The organism is Streptomyces sp. NPDC052687 (assembly GCF_040678395.1).
Classification (GTDB): domain Bacteria; phylum Actinomycetota; class Actinomycetes; order Streptomycetales; family Streptomycetaceae; genus Streptomyces.
On the sequence record NZ_JBFATR010000001.1, the window covers coordinates 438,524 to 452,642 of the forward strand.

The window sequence follows — 14,119 nt, forward strand, 5'->3', positions numbered from 1 at the left end:
GTGATCAATCCACCGTCACGTAGTCGGGGCCGGAGTAGCGGCCGGTGGCCAGCTTCTGACGCTGCATCAGCAGGTCGTTCAGGAGCGAGGACGCACCGAAGCGGAACCAGTGGTTGTCCAGCCAGTCCTCGCCGACGGTCTCGTTGACCAGGACCAGGAACTTGATGGCGTCCTTCGAGGTGCGGATACCGCCGGCCGGCTTCACGCCGACCTGGACGCCGGTCTGCGCGCGGAAGTCCCGCACGGCCTCCAGCATCAGCAGCGTGTTCGCGGGGGTCGCGTTGACGGCGACCTTGCCGGTGGAGGTCTTGATGAAGTCCGCCCCGGCCAGCATGCCGAGCCAGCTCGCGCGGCGGATGTTGTCGTACGTCGACAGCTCGCCGGTCTCGAAGATGACCTTCAGGCGGGCGTCCGCGCCGCAGGCCTCCTTCACGGCGACGATCTCGTCGTACACCTTCAGGTAGCGCCCCGCGAGGAACGCGCCGCGGTCGATGACCATGTCGATCTCGTCGGCGCCCGCGGCGACCGCCTCGCGGACGTCGGCCAGCTTCACCTCCAGCGGGGCGCGGCCCGCGGGGAAGGCGGTGGCGACCGAGGCGACCTTCACCGAGGAGCCGGCCACGGCCTCCTTCGCGGCGGCCACCATGTCGGGGTAGACGCAGACCGCGGCGGTGGCGGGCGTGGAGCGGTCGGTGGGGTCCGGGTGGACCGCCTTGGCGCCGAGCGCCCGGACCTTGCCCGGGGTGTCCGCGCCTTCCAGCGTCGTCAGGTCGACCATCGAGATGGCCAGGTCGATGGCGTACGCCTTGGCGGTCGTCTTGATGGAACGGGTGCCGAGAGACGCGGCGCGCGCCTCCAGGCCGACCGCGTCGACGCCGGGCAGCCCGTGCAGGAAACGGCGCAGCGTGCTGTCGGACGCGGTGACGTCACTCAGTGCGTGTGCGGCGGGGGCAGTAGTGGGCATGGTCACCAGACGAGCATATCTACGCGCGTAGCTGCTGTACACCCCCCGGCGCTCATCCATGCTCGATCGGGTGCGCGGCCCCACGGATGAGCGTGGCCGCGGGCGTCGGGCAGAATCGGGCCATGACCTCCACCGAGTCCAAGGACCGGATCTACCGCTCGCCCGCGGGCATCGCCGGCGGTGTGCTGCTGCTCGGCCTCGCCGCGTGGCTCGGCATCGACGCGATCGTCGCCGGTGAGGGGCGCACGCCCTGGCTGGCGCTCGCGGCGCTGCTGCTGATCGTGCCGCTCGTGACCGCCTTCACGCTGCGGCCCGCCGTGTCCGCCGACGACGACCGGCTGCGCGTCCGCAACCCGTTCCGGGTCGTCGTGCTGCCCTGGGGGGAGGTCGCCTCGCTGCGGTCCGGGTACTCGAACGAGGTCGTCGCCAAGTCCGGGAAGAAGTACCAGCTGTGGGCCATCCCGGTGTCCCTGCGCGCGCGGAAGAAGGCGGCGCGGCGGGAGGCCCGGCGGGGCGTCGGGGCGGCCGGGGCGTCCGGAGCGCCCGGTGTCTTCGGAGGCCGGGAGCGCGGGCTCGGGGGGCTCGCCGGGTTCGGCGGCGGGGCCGCGGTGCCGGAGGGGCCGGTGCGGGCTCAGTCCGACCAGATCATGGACGAGCTGCGGGAACTGCTGGAGGCGCGCGAGAAGGCCGAGAGCGCGCAGGGGCAGGTCACCGTGCGGTGGGCCTACGAGATCGCGGCACCCGCGGTGGCGGGGGCGGTGTTGCTGGCGGTGCTGATCGGATTGGGCTGAGGGGGCGTTGGGGGCGCTGAGTGGCTGTGCTGAGCGGGCCCGGCTGGTTGGACGGGCTGGGCTGAGCGGGCTGGGCTCATTGGGTCGGGCTGAGTGGTCCGGCTGAGCGGTCTGGGCTGGGCTGGTTCGGCCGGGCTGAAGCGGGGCCTCCGGTGTGCTGCCGGGGGCCTTTGGCGTGGCATGGAAGGGACAGCTCCGCGGGGTCCGTACCGAGCGGCTGGCTTTACGGTGCTGGGCAGGGCTGGGCGGGCTGGCCTCATGGGGCTGGGATGAGCGGGCCGGGCTCATGGGCCGCGCTGGGCCGGCTGGGCCGGCCGGGGGTGGGGCAGCTGACCGGGCAGGGCTGACGGCTGGGTTCGATTGGGCCGGGCTGACGCGCTGCCGGGGTGCGCTGGACTGGCCAGGGCAGGTCCCGCCGGGCGGGCCTGACCGCGCAGATCGCGGTGGGCCGGCCGGGACAGGCCGATGGCTGGGCAGGCGGGGCGAGGTCGGCCGGCCGAGCCTGGCGGGCTGACGGCTGGGCTGAGCGGGCTGGGCTGGCCCAGACGGGCCGAGGCCGAACCGGGCTGGGCGGGCCCCGATGGGTCCAGGCCGGGCTGGGCGGGCTGGCCTCATGGGGCTGGGATGAGTGGGCCGGGCTCATGGGCCGCGCTGAGCCGGCTGGGCCGGCCGGGGGTGGGTGAGCTGACCGGGCAGGGCTGACGGCTGGGCCGAGCGGGGCGGGGGCGGGCCGGGGATGGGTCGAGGCCGAACCGGGGTGAGCGGGCTGGGCTGGCCCAGAGGGGGCGAGGCCGAGCCGGGCCGGGCTGGCCCAGACAGGTCAAGGTCGGACCGGGCTGGACTGGCCCAGAGGGGGCCAGGCCGAGTCGCGCCTGGGCTGCGCTGAAGGGTCGCGCAGGTCGAGTCGGGCCGGCCGGGATGGTCGACTGGTCGGGCGGGCCCGGCTGGCGGGCTGCCTGAGCAGGCCGGCCGGCTGGGCCGGCCGAGTGAGGCTGATCGGGGTGTGCTGAGGGTGGGCCGGGGGTGCCGCGGGGGCACCCCCGGGGGTGTGGAGGCGTTCAGATGCCCGCTGCGGTCGAGAGGTCCTGCTTGATCGCCGCCAGCAGCTGAGTCGCCTTCGTCCGGGCGGCCGGGAGGTCGGCGTGGGTCGCCACCGGGACGACGACCTCCAGGTAGCACTTCAGCTTCGGTTCCGTGCCGCTGGGGCGGACGATGACGCGGGCGCCTTCGAGCGTGTAGCGCAGACCGTCGGTGGGCGGGAGCTTGTCCGTGCCCTGGGTCAGGTCCTCGGCGTTCGTGATGGGCAGGCCCGCGAGCTCGGTCGGGGGCTGCTCGCGCAGGCGGCGCATCGCGTCCGCGATGAGGGAGAGGTCCTGCACACGGACCGACAGCTGGTCCGTGGCGTGCAGGCCGTGCTCCACGGCGAGGTCGTCGAGGAGGTCGAGCAGGGTGCGGCCCTGCTCCTTGAGGACCGAGGCGAGTTCCGTGATCAGCAGGGCCGCGGTGATGCCGTCCTTGTCGCGGACGCCCTCCGGGTCGACGCAGTAGCCGAGGGCCTCCTCGTAGCCGTAGCGCAGGCCCTCGACGCGGGCGATCCACTTGAAGCCCGTCAGGGTCTCCTCGTACGGCAGGTGCGCCTTCTCGGCGATGCGGCCGAGGAGGGAGGAGGAGACGATCGACTCCGCGAAGGTGCCGCGGGCTCCGCGGGTCACCAGGTGGGCGGCGAGGAGCGCGCCGACCTCGTCGCCGCGGAGCATGCGCCAGTCGCCGCCGTCCTTGACGGCCACGGCGCAGCGGTCGGCGTCCGGGTCGTTGGCGATCACCAGGTCGGGCTCGGTTTCGCGGGCCTTCGCGAAGGCCAGGTCCATCGCGCCGGGCTCTTCCGGGTTGGGGAAGGCGACGGTCGGGAAGTCCGGGTCGGGGTCGGCCTGCTCGGCGACGAGGTCAGGGGTGGGGAAGCCGGCACGGGCGAAGGCGGCGAGGAGGGTGTCCTTGCCGACGCCGTGCATGGCCGTGTAGACCGTGCGGGCCGTGCGGGGGGAGTCCGGCGAGAGGACGGCGTCGGTGCGCGCCAGATAGGCGTCGAGGACGCTGTCGTCGAGGGTCTCCCAGCCCTCGGTGGGGCGGGAGACCGTGGTGAGGGACGGGATCGCGGCGATCTCCGCGGCGATGTCCGCGTCCGCGGGCGGGACGATCTGGGAGCCGTCGCCCAGGTACACCTTGTAGCCGTTGTCGCGGGGCGGGTTGTGGCTGGCCGTGACCTCCACGCCGGCGACCGCGCCGAGGTGCCTTATGGCGAAGGCGAGGACGGGGGTGGGGAGGGGGCGGGGCAGCAGCGCCGCGCGCAGGCCGGCGCCGGTCATGACGGCGGCCGTGTCGCGGGCGAAGTCCGCGGACTTGTGGCGGGCGTCGTAGCCGATGACGACGAGGCCGCCGGTGTGGCCGTTCTTGTTCAGGTACGCGGCGAGGCCGGCGGCGGCTCGGATGACGACCGAGCGGTTCATGCGCAGGGGGCCGGCGCCGAGTTCGCCGCGGAGGCCGGCGGTGCCGAACTGGAGGGTGCCGCTGAAGCGGGCGGTGAGTTCCTGGACGTCGTGGGCCTCGATGAGCTCGGCGAGTTCGTCGCGGGTCTCCGCGTCGGGGTCCTCGGCCAGCCATGCCTTGGCGCGGGCGATGAGGTCGTCGGTCGTCACGTCGGGTCGCCTCTCGGTCGTCTTGCTACGTCGTCGTGGGGGCGGGTGCCGGTGCCTGCGGCGGCTGTGCAGGTGCGTGGGGGTGCTGTGGCGCCGCCTGCCGGATGGGGGTCGGGGCCGTGCCGGGGGTGTCCGTCCTCGGTCCGGCGGTGCCGTCCCTCGCAGAGTGACCGGTGCTGGACGCCGGCCGCTGTCGGGCGGACACCCCCGGCACGTCCCCTTCCCGCCGTCGGCGGCCGGCCGTGCGCGGGGGTACCCGGGTACCCCCGTCGCGCTTACAGGCGGCCCAGCACCTGGGCCAGCAGGGAGCCCATGCGGGCGGCGGAGTCGCGGCCGGCCTGGAGGACTTCCTCGTGGTTGAGGGGCTCGCCGGTCATGCCCGCGGCGAGGTTGGTGACCAGGGAGATGCCCAGGATCTCGGCGCCGGCCTCGCGGGCGGCGATGGCCTCCAGGACGGTCGACATGCCGACGAGGTCCGCGCCGATGACGCGGGCCATGCGGATCTCGGCCGGGGTCTCGTAGTGCGGGCCGGGGAACTGCGCGTAGACGCCCTCCTCGAGGGTGGGGTCGATCTCCTTGCACAGGGCGCGCAGGCGCGGGGAGTACAGGTCGGTGAGGTCGACGAAGTTGGCGCCGACGATCGGGGAGGTGGCGGTCAGGTTGATGTGGTCGCTGATCAGGACCGGCTGGCCGGGGCGCATGCCCTCGCGCAGGCCGCCGCAGCCGTTGGTGAGCACGATGGTCTTCGCGCCGGCGGCGACTGCGGTGCGCACGCCGTGCGCGACGGAGGCCACCCCGCGGCCCTCGTAGTAGTGGGTGCGGCCCAGGAAGACCAGGGCGCGCTTGTCGCCGATCCGGTAGGAGCGGATCTTGCCGCCGTGCCCTTCGACCGCCGGCGGCGGGAAGCCGGGGAGCTCGGTGACCTGGAACTCGGCTGCGGGGGCGCCCAGCGCGTCCACGGCCGGCGCCCAGCCGGAGCCCATCACGAGGGCGACGTCGTGGGACTCGGCGCCGGTGAGTTCGCGCAGGCGCGCGGCGGCGGCGTCGGCGGCGGCGTAGGGGTCGCCCTGGATGTCGTCCGGAAGAAGAGATGCGTTCACGCGGTCGAGGGTAGCCGAGCATTGCCTACGCGCGTAGATGACGGAGCTCACGGGATCGCGATCGTTGTCTTGTCGTTTCCGACGAACGGCGCGGACGGTGGGGGCGGCGGGGTGCCGGTGAGCCGGTCAGCAGGGGCGTTTGCGCAGTTCCATGACGTAGTCGTGGGGGGCTCCGGCGGATTCGGCGGCGTCGGCGATCTCGCCCAGATAGCGGGCCGAGGGCAGGCCGCCCTCGTAGCCGTTGAGGACGTACACCCAGGCCTGTTCCTCGCCGTCGAGGGTGTGGACGCGGACCTGGAGGCGGCGGTAGACGTCCAGGTCCACGCCGACCCAGCGGTCCAGGGACTCCTCGTCCATCGGGGCGATGTCGTAGAGCGCGACGAAGACCTGGGACAGGGGGTCCTCGACGATCGTGGCCAGGGCGCCCTCCCAGCCGAGCTGTTCGCCGCCGAAGGTCAGCCGCCAGCCGTTCAGCCAGCCCGTGGCGCGCAGCGGCGAGTGAGGAGCGCGGCGCGTCATGAGCCGCGCGTCGAGATTGCCGGCGTAGGCGGCGTAGAGCGACATGGGGAGAGGGTACGGCAGTCGGCTCGGCCGTCACTTTCTTCGCCGGGGCATCTGTGGTACTCCGGGCGGGCCCCCGGGGCAGTCGCATCTTGAAGCGTGCGGGACAATGGAGTACGTGACTCGGATCGTGATCATCGGTGGCGGACCCGGCGGATACGAAGCGGCGCTGGTCGCCGCTCAGCTCGGTGCGGAGGTGACCGTCGTCGACTGCGACGGTCTGGGCGGTGCGTCGGTCCTGACCGACTGCGTGCCGTCGAAGACGCTCATCGCGACGGCCGAGGTGATGACCACCTTCGACTCGTCGTACGAGGAGCTGGGGATCATCGTCGCGGACGACACCCCGCACATCGACACACCCGCCCGGGTGGTGGGCGTCGACCTCGGCAAGGTCAACCGCCGGGTGAAGCGGCTGGCGCTCGCCCAGTCGCACGACATCACGGCGTCCGTGACGCGGGCCGGCGCCCGGGTGATGCGCGGGCGCGGGCGGCTGGCGGGGCAGCAGGCCCTGGACGGCTCGCGCAAGGTCGTGGTCCGGGCCGCCGACGGGACCGAGGAGACGCTCGTCGCGGACGCGGTGCTGATCGCGACGGGCGGGCATCCGCGCGAGCTGGCCGACGCCAGGCCCGACGGCGAGCGGATCCTGAACTGGACGCAGGTGTACGACCTGAACGAGCTCCCCGAGGAGCTGATCGTGGTCGGGTCCGGTGTCACGGGTGCCGAGTTCGCCGGCGCCTACCAGGCGCTCGGCTCGAAGGTCACCCTGGTGTCGTCGCGGGACCGGGTGCTGCCCGGCGAGGACCCGGACGCCGCCGCCGTGCTGGAGGACGTGTTCCGGCGGCGCGGCATGAACGTCATGGCGCGCTCGCGCGCCCAGTCCGCCAAGCGGGTGGGCGACCGGGTCGAGGTCACGCTCGCCGACGGACGGGTCATCACCGGTACGCACTGCCTGATGGCCGTCGGCGCCATCCCGAACACCGAGGGGATGGGGCTGGAGGAGGCCGGGGTCAGGCTGCGGGACTCCGGGCACATCTGGACCGACAAGGTCTCGCGGACGACCGCGCCCGGTGTGTACGCCGCCGGTGACGTGACGGGTGTCTTCGCGCTCGCCTCGGTGGCCGCCATGCAGGGCCGGATCGCCATGTACCACTTCCTGGGCGACGCGGTGGCGCCGCTGAACCTGAAGACCGTCTCGTCGAACGTCTTCACGGACCCCGAGATCGCGACCGTCGGCTACACGCAGGCCGACGTGGACGCCGGGAAGATCGACGCCCGCGTCGTGAAGCTGCCGCTGCTGCGCAACCCGCGCGCGAAGATGCAGGGCATCCGGGACGGTTTCGTCAAGATCTTCTGCCGGCCCGGCACCGGGATCGTGGTCGGCGGTGTCGTCGTGGCGCCGCGCGCCTCGGAACTGATCCATCCCATCTCGATCGCCGTCGACAACAATCTGACGGTCGAACAGATCGCGAAAGCCTTCACCGTGTATCCCTCCCTGTCGGGCTCGATCGCCGAGGTGGCCCGGCAACTGCACACCCGCAAGGCGGGCGACGGCGGCTGACGGCCGAAACCACATCCCCGCTGGTCACGGTGAGTTGCCGACAGTGCGGGTGGCATAGGCGGCGGGAGTGGGCTCTATACCACTTCCGTCCCTACTGTGCGAACAACTTCTGTTATTCGGCGCATACTGCTGAAACCAGACGGTCGTTGGGGTTACTGTCAGTTTCGTGTTCGCTGCAGAACGTCGCCAATTGATCCTCGAAATGGTGCGAGCGAACGGGGCCGTGTCGCTCCGTGAGCTCGCCCGCGTCGTCCAGACCTCCGAAGTGACCGTACGACGGGACGTGCGCGCGCTGGAGGCAGAAGGACTCCTCGACCGCCGGCACGGCGGTGCGGTACTGCCGGGCGGGTTCACGCGGGAGTCCGGCTTTCCGCAGAAGTCTCATCTCGCGACCGCCGAGAAGACGGCCATCGCCGACCTCGCCGCCAACTTCGTCGAAGAGGGCGAGGCCATCGTCGTCGGGGCGGGCACCACGACGCAGGAGCTGGCCCGCCGGCTCGCCCGGATCCCGGGGCTGACCGTCGTCACCAACTCGCTGCTGGTGGCGCAGGCCCTCGCGCACGCCAACCGGGTGGAGGTCGTGATGACCGGCGGCACGCTGCGCGGGTCCAACTACGCCCTCGTCGGCTCCGGCGCCGAACAGTCCCTCCAGGGCCTCAGGGTCTCCCGGGCCTTCCTCTCCGGGAGCGGGCTCACCGCCGAGCGCGGGCTGTCCACGTCCAACATGCTCTCCGCCTCCGTCGACCGCGCGCTCGTGCAGGCCGCCGCGGAGGTGGTGGTCCTCGCCGACCACACCAAGCTCGGCACGGACACCATGTTCCAGACCGTGCCGACGGACGTCATCACCCGCCTCGTCACCGACGAGCCCCCGCCGCACGACGACCGCGCGGCCACCGAGCTGCAGGCCCTCGCCGACCAGGGCGTCCAGATCGCCGTCGCGGGCACCGGCACCCCGGGAAATTCCGGGGGCCACGGCAGCGCGGGAGGTGACGCGCCGGGGCGTCAGCAGCGCCGGGACGTGCCCGTTCCGGGGCCGCGCCGTGGCCAGGTCCCCGGCGGTCAGCTGCGCTCGGCCGCGGTCATGGGCACGGACCAGCCGCCCGGGGCCGAGCGCGGCGCGCGCGTGGCCGATCTGCGGCGTCGGTGAGGCGCGCGGCGGACCGGGCGTAGGGCGGCGCCGCCGCTCCGGCGGTCATGGTGTCGCTTTCCGCGGTCGGGGTGCCGGTAGCGCTCGGGTGCCGCTCCCGGCGGTCTGGGTGCCGCTCCCGGCGGACGGGGGTCGCTTCGAGTGGTCCCCGGTACCGCTCCCGGCGGACGGGGGTCGCTTCGAGTGGTCCCGGTACCGCTCCCGCGGTCGCAGGGGCCGCTCCCCGCTGTCGGCTGCCGCTTTCTGCGCGGCCCCTGTCCGTCGTAGGGCGACGACTGCTCGTCGTACGGCCGGGAACGCCGTGCGCCCGGCGGAGGGAACCCCGCCGGGCGCGTGACGAATCTCCGGACGCCGTCCGGGTCAGTCCTTGATCTCGCAGATGGCGGCGCCCGAGGTGATGGAGGCGCCGACCTCGGCGGTGAGGCCCTTGATGGTGCCCGACTTGTGGGCGTTCAGGGGCTGCTCCATCTTCATGGCCTCCAGGACGACGACGAGGTCGCCCTCCTTCACCTCCTGGCCCTCCTCCACGGCGATCTTGACGATCGTGCCCTGCATGGGGGAGGCGAGGGTGTCGCCGGAGGCGACGGGGCCGGACTTCTTCGCGGCGCGGCGCTTGGGCTTGGCGCCGGCGGCGAGGCCGGTGCGGGCCAGGGACATGCCGAGCGAGGAGGGCAGGGAGACCTCCAGGCGCTTGCCGCCGACCTCGACGACGACGGTCTCGCGGCCGGTCTCCTCGTCGGCCTCGGCGGTGTCCGCGGGGGCCGTGAACGGCTTGATGTCGTTGACGAACTCGGTCTCGATCCAGCGGGTGTGGACCGTGAACGGGTCGGTCGAGCCGGTCAGCTCCGGCGCGAAGGCCGGGTCGGTGACCACCTTGCGGTGGAACGGGATGGCGGTGGCCATGCCCTCGACCTCGAACTCGGCCAGCGCGCGGGAGGCCCGCTCCAGGGCCTCCTTGCGGGTGCGGCCGGTGACGATGAGCTTGGCGAGCAGCGAGTCCCAGGCGGGGCCGATGACGCTGCCGGACTCCACGCCCGCGTCCAGGCGCACGCCCGGGCCGGAGGGCGGGGCGAACTTCGTGACGGTGCCGGGGGCGGGCAGGAAGTTGCGGCCCGGGTCCTCGCCGTTGATGCGGAACTCGAAGGAGTGGCCGCGCAGCACCGGGTCGTCGTAGCCGAGCTCCTCGCCGTCGGCGATGCGGAACATCTCGCGCACCAGGTCGATGCCCGCGACCTCCTCGGTGACGGGGTGCTCGACCTGGAGACGGGTGTTGACCTCCAGGAAGGAGATCGTGCCGTCGACGCCGACGAGGAACTCGACGGTGCCGGCGCCGACGTAGCCGGCCTCCTTCAGGATGGCCTTGGAGGCGCGGTACAGCTCGGCGAGCTGCTCCTCGGAGAGGAACGGGGCCGGGGCCTCCTCCACCAGCTTCTGGTGGCGGCGCTGGAGGGAGCAGTCACGGGTCGAGACGACGACCACGTTGCCGTGCTTGTCGGCGAGGCACTGGGTCTCGACGTGGCGCGGCTTGTCGAGGTAGCGCTCGACGAAGCACTCGCCGCGGCCGAAGGCGGCGACCGCCTCGCGCACGGCCGAGTCGTACAGCTCGGGGACCTCTTCGAGGGTGCGGGCGACCTTCAGACCGCGGCCGCCGCCGCCGAAGGCGGCCTTGATCGCGATGGGCAGGCCGTGCTCCTTGGCGAACTCCACGACCTCGTCCGCACCGGAGACCGGGTCGGAGGTGCCCGCGACGAGGGGGGCGCCGGCGCGCTGGGCGATGTGGCGGGCGGCGACCTTGTCGCCGAGGTCGCGGATCGCCTGCGGGGGCGGGCCGATCCAGATCAGGCCCGCGTCGAGGACGGCCTGGGCGAACTCGGCGTTCTCCGAGAGGAAGCCGTAGCCCGGGTGGACGGCGTCGGCGCCGGATTCCTTGGCGGCCTTCAGCACCTTCTCGATGTCCAAGTAGCTGGTGGCCGGAGTGTCACCGCCCAGAGCGAACGCCTCATCCGCGGCGCGGACATGCAGAGCGTCCCGGTCCGGGTCGGCGTAGACGGCCACGCTCGCGATACCGGCGTCCCGGCAGGCCCGGGCAACGCGGACAGCGATTTCGCCACGGTTGGCGATGAGCACCTTGCGCACGATGAGGCTCCCTCCTTGAAACAAGCCGAGTTTAGGGACTGCCGACACGGCACTTCGACCCGTCCCCAATGGTGAGCTTGCCCACACGGAGCGTGATTCGAGGCTCGCTCGACCCGCGAAATCCCTTGTCGCACCGTGGTACGCAGGACTCCTGCGGGAAACCCTAGCCGTCCGCTGTGGTCAAGGTCTCTGTCATCAGGTGCTGCGGGCCACTCAGTTTCTTTGTCGAGTCCCTACGAATGGCCCAATGGTTCTTTGCCTCGCGCGGAAGTCTTGTCCCTTGGTTTACCCGTTAGTAGCGTTCGCGGTGTCCATACCGTACTTGGGGTAACAGCAGCCTTGCTCCGGCGAGGGTCGAAGGTGGGTGGAACCGTGGTGCGCAGGCCGGTGGCATGGATCGTGGCGGTCGTGCTCTTCGCCGAGGCGCTGGGCATCGCGGGGCTGAACTGGTTCCTCGGGGTGGTGGTCGACCGCCAGGACATGTCGCTTGCCGGGCTCGATCCCGACGTCATGGCGACCTCGTCGAAGATCGGCGGCGTGGTCTTCGGCCTCTACTTCGCCCTGTGCGGCCTCGTGGCCCTGCTCGTGGCCCTCCGCGACCGCCCCGCCGCGGGCCTCGGGCGCGTCCTGCTGATCAGCGCGGCCGTGGTGCACGGACTGCTGGGCGCGTTCGTGTGGGGGCTGGTGGGGTGGCCGGCGTTCCTGTTCATGGTGCTGGTGCTCGGCCTGATCGTGCTGCTGCTGATGACGTACGACGGGCGGGGGGCGAAGTCCGCGGAACCCACGCTGCCGGAGGGCGGCGCGGCGACGGCCTGAGCGCCCTCCACGGCCGGGACCGCGGGTCACGGGCCCGGCGTCACGTCCACAGGTCCGTGATGTTGACGCCCAGCTGGGCCAGCAGCTTGCGGACGAGCGGCAGGCTGATGCCGATGACATTGCCGTGGTCGCCGTCGATGCCGTCGATGAAGGGGGCCGAGCGGCCGTCGAGGGTGAAGGCGCCGGCGACGTGGAGGGGCTCCCCGGAGGCGACGTAGGCGGCGATCTCCTCGTCGCTCGGGTCGCCGAAGCGGACGACGGTGGAGGCGGTGGCGGAGGCGTAGCGGCCGGACGCGGTGTCGTAGACGCAGTGGCCGGTCTGCAGGGTGCCGGCCCGGCCGCGCATCGACTTCCAGCGGGCGGTGGCCTCCTCCGGGTCGCCGGGCTTGCCCAGCGCCTGGCCGTCCAGGTCGAGGACCGAGTCGCAGCCGATCACGAGCGCGCCCATCACCTCGGGCCGCGCCGCGACGACGGAGGCCTTGGCCTCGGCGAGGGCGAGGGCCAGTTCGGCGGGGGTGGGGGCGGTGACGGCGTCCTCGTCGACGCCGCTCACGATCACCTCGGGGTCGAGCCCCGCCTGGCGGAGCAGGCCCAGGCGGGCGGGGGACTGGGAGGCGAGCACGAGTCGGCGGCGCGGCTGATCGGTCATGCCGTCAGGTTAACGGCGTGGCCGCCCCCGGTTCATCCGTCCCGCCGGTCCCGACCCGTCCCGCCGGTCCCGGCCCGTCTCACCGGTCCCGGCCCGTCTCACCGGTCCCGACCCGTCCCGCCGGTGTCACCCGAGCCCGATGACGATCATCGCGAGCACCATGGCCAGCGCCATGAGAACGCCCAGTCGCCGCAGCATCGCCTGCGTGTCGCGCAGTTCCTGGGGCGGTTCGTTCTCGGGGTCGGACCACAGCATGCCTGCCATCGTCCGGCGGTCCGCTCGGGCGGCGCCTGAGTACGCGTACTCAACTTTCACCTAAAGGGCCTGAAGTTCCATTAAGCTAAAGGAACATCAGTCCCGTTTGGAAGGGTCGTGTGTCATGAGCGCTGCCGACTTCACCACAGGCTCCACCGCCGGCTTCACCACCGCCTGGACCGCCGCGCCCCAGGCTCCCAGCGAAGGCTTCACCCCCAACTGGTCCCGGGAGGGCTTCTGGCGCCAGTCCGTGCGGCAGGTGGTCCGGGTCACCGCGGGCGGCGGCAGGGTGCGGATCCGGCTGTCGAACGCGTACGGCACCTCCCCGCTGCACCTGGCCGGTGCCTCCGTCGCCCGTACGGCGTCCGGTGCGGGCGTGGAGCCCGGCTCGGTGCGGCGCCTCACCTTCCAGGGGGCGCACGAGGTCGCGATACCGGCGCGCGGTCAGATCGTGAGCGATCCGGCCGAACTCGTCGTGGCCGCCGGGGAGCCGGTGACCGTCACCCTGTACTTCGAGGCCGCCACCGGACCGGCCACCTTCCACGCCCAGGCCTTCACCCGCAGCCACCGCGGTCCGGGCGACCTGCTCGCCGACGTCACCGGCGCGGGCTTCGACGCCGTCACCGAGTCCTGGTACGTCCTGTCCGCGGTCGAGACCGACGCGGGCCGCGCGGACGGTGTCGCCCTGTTCGGCGACTCCCTCACCGACGGATTCGGGTCCACGCCGGGCGCCGACCGCCGCTGGTCCGACGCGCTCGCCCGGCGCACCGGGCGCCCCGTCCTCAACGCCGGGATCGGCGGGAACCTGCTGCTCAACGACTCCGCGTGGTACGGCGAGAAGGGCGTGCGCCGGCTCGCCCGCGACGTCCTCGACCACTCCGGCGTGGACACCCTCGTCGTGCTGATCGGGCTGAACGACATCGGCTTCAGCGAGACGGACGAGCAGCCCACGTACCATCCGGCGCCGGTCGTGGAGGCCGGCGAGCTGATCGCGGGCCACCGGGAGCTGATCCGGCAGGCGCGCGGGCGGGGCCTGCGGGTGATCGGCGCGACCCTGGTGCCGTTCGGCGGGTCCGACCACTGGGGAGAGCACGCGGCGAAGGTGAACCGCGAGCTGAACGAGTGGATCCGCGGCGCGGGCGAGTACGACGCCGTGCTCGACTTCCAGCGGCTGCTGGCCGACCCGTCGGACCCGGACCGGCTGCACCCGTCGTACGACTTCGGCGACCACCTGCACCCGAACGACGCGGGCTACGAGGTGATGGCCGAAGCGGTCGCGCACGTACTGGACCAGGGCCAGGACCAGGAGCAGGACCCGAACCCGGCCTGTGACCGGGGACCGGCCCGGGCCCTCGCTCCGCGCCCCGCGGTCACGGCCTGACCCGCGGGCCCGGCCCGGCCGGTACGTGCGCGCGCTGAGCGCCGCACGTGCGCGCGCCGGGCACCGGG

Annotated in this window: 12 protein-coding genes; 5 read left to right on the forward strand and 7 right to left on the reverse strand. The window is 72.8% G+C overall.

What is annotated here, in order from left to right:
• Positions 1-4: 4 nt before the first annotated feature.
• Positions 5-964: a deoxyribose-phosphate aldolase gene (gene deoC, locus AB0K92_RS02125; protein ID WP_365918767.1), complete on the reverse strand. Its 960-nt coding sequence runs from the start codon at positions 962-964 to the stop codon at positions 5-7.
• A 122-nt stretch (positions 965-1,086) separates the two neighbouring features.
• Between deoC and AB0K92_RS02130 the strand changes: the two genes are divergently transcribed.
• Complete coding sequence (locus AB0K92_RS02130) at positions 1,087-1,755, forward strand: PH domain-containing protein (RefSeq protein WP_365918485.1); 669 nt, start codon at positions 1,087-1,089, stop codon at positions 1,753-1,755.
• 1,058 nt (positions 1,756-2,813) lie between these two features.
• Here AB0K92_RS02130 and AB0K92_RS02135 read toward each other — a convergent pair.
• The 3 genes from AB0K92_RS02135 to AB0K92_RS02145 all read right to left on the reverse strand — a co-directional run bounded on the left by AB0K92_RS02135 (position 2,814) and on the right by AB0K92_RS02145 (position 6,112).
• Complete coding sequence (locus AB0K92_RS02135; RefSeq protein WP_365918487.1) at positions 2,814-4,448, reverse strand: phospho-sugar mutase; 1,635 nt, start codon at positions 4,446-4,448, stop codon at positions 2,814-2,816.
• Positions 4,449-4,723: 275 nt separating this feature from the next.
• Entirely contained in the window at positions 4,724-5,548 is an 825-nt protein-coding gene (locus AB0K92_RS02140) for a purine-nucleoside phosphorylase (protein ID WP_365918489.1), read from the reverse strand.
• Positions 5,549-5,674: 126 nt separating this feature from the next.
• Positions 5,675-6,112, reverse strand: a complete 438-nt coding sequence (locus AB0K92_RS02145) for a gamma-glutamylcyclotransferase (RefSeq protein WP_365918491.1) — start codon at positions 6,110-6,112, stop codon at positions 5,675-5,677.
• Between the two features lie 106 nt (positions 6,113-6,218).
• On the opposite strand from AB0K92_RS02145, the gene AB0K92_RS02150 reads away from it, so the two are divergent.
• Positions 6,219-7,667: an NAD(P)H-quinone dehydrogenase gene (locus AB0K92_RS02150; protein ID WP_365918493.1), complete on the forward strand. Its 1,449-nt coding sequence runs from the start codon at positions 6,219-6,221 to the stop codon at positions 7,665-7,667.
• A 166-nt stretch (positions 7,668-7,833) separates the two neighbouring features.
• Positions 7,834-8,814, forward strand: a complete 981-nt coding sequence (locus AB0K92_RS02155) for a DeoR/GlpR family DNA-binding transcription regulator (protein WP_365918495.1) — start codon at positions 7,834-7,836, stop codon at positions 8,812-8,814.
• Between the two features lie 360 nt (positions 8,815-9,174).
• On the opposite strand, the gene AB0K92_RS02160 is transcribed toward AB0K92_RS02155, so the two are convergent.
• A complete protein-coding gene (locus tag AB0K92_RS02160) occupies positions 9,175-10,950 on the reverse strand; it encodes a biotin carboxylase N-terminal domain-containing protein (protein ID WP_365918497.1) in 1,776 nt (591 codons plus the stop codon).
• A gap of 372 nt (positions 10,951-11,322) precedes the next feature.
• Here AB0K92_RS02160 and AB0K92_RS02165 point away from each other — a divergent pair, with 372 nt between their 5' ends.
• Entirely contained in the window at positions 11,323-11,766 is a 444-nt protein-coding gene (locus AB0K92_RS02165; RefSeq protein ID WP_365918499.1) for a hypothetical protein, read from the forward strand.
• A 40-nt stretch (positions 11,767-11,806) separates the two neighbouring features.
• On the opposite strand, the gene AB0K92_RS02170 is transcribed toward AB0K92_RS02165, so the two are convergent.
• Both AB0K92_RS02170 and AB0K92_RS02175 read right to left on the reverse strand, forming a co-directional pair.
• A complete protein-coding gene (locus AB0K92_RS02170; RefSeq protein WP_365918501.1) occupies positions 11,807-12,415 on the reverse strand; it encodes a nucleoside triphosphate pyrophosphatase in 609 nt (202 codons plus the stop codon).
• Positions 12,416-12,541: 126 nt separating this feature from the next.
• Positions 12,542-12,670: a hypothetical protein gene (locus tag AB0K92_RS02175; protein WP_365918503.1), complete on the reverse strand. Its 129-nt coding sequence runs from the start codon at positions 12,668-12,670 to the stop codon at positions 12,542-12,544.
• 124 nt (positions 12,671-12,794) lie between these two features.
• Here AB0K92_RS02175 and AB0K92_RS02180 point away from each other — a divergent pair, with 124 nt between their 5' ends.
• Positions 12,795-14,051 carry an SGNH/GDSL hydrolase family protein gene (locus tag AB0K92_RS02180; protein WP_365918505.1) on the forward strand — a complete coding sequence of 419 codons (1,257 nt, stop codon included), beginning with the start codon at positions 12,795-12,797 and terminating at the stop codon, positions 14,049-14,051.
• Positions 14,052-14,119 lie beyond the last annotated feature (68 nt).

What these genes read in the sequence shown, in the direction of transcription:
- AB0K92_RS02170 (WP_365918501.1), bottom strand. Translation starts at nt 12,415, where the DNA reads ATGACCGATCAGCCGCGCCGCCGACTCGTGCTCGCCTCCCAGTCCCCC.
- AB0K92_RS02175 (WP_365918503.1), bottom strand. Translation starts at nt 12,670, where the DNA reads ATGCTGTGGTCCGACCCCGAGAACGAACCGCCCCAGGAACTGCGCGAC.
- AB0K92_RS02180 (WP_365918505.1), top strand. Translation starts at nt 12,795, where the DNA reads ATGAGCGCTGCCGACTTCACCACAGGCTCCACCGCCGGCTTCACCACC.
- AB0K92_RS02150 (WP_365918493.1), top strand. Translation starts at nt 6,219, where the DNA reads ATGGAGTACGTGACTCGGATCGTGATCATCGGTGGCGGACCCGGCGGA.
- AB0K92_RS02145 (WP_365918491.1), bottom strand. Translation starts at nt 6,112, where the DNA reads ATGTCGCTCTACGCCGCCTACGCCGGCAATCTCGACGCGCGGCTCATG.
- deoC (WP_365918767.1), bottom strand. Translation starts at nt 964, where the DNA reads ATGCCCACTACTGCCCCCGCCGCACACGCACTGAGTGACGTCACCGCG.
- AB0K92_RS02130 (WP_365918485.1), top strand. Translation starts at nt 1,087, where the DNA reads ATGACCTCCACCGAGTCCAAGGACCGGATCTACCGCTCGCCCGCGGGC.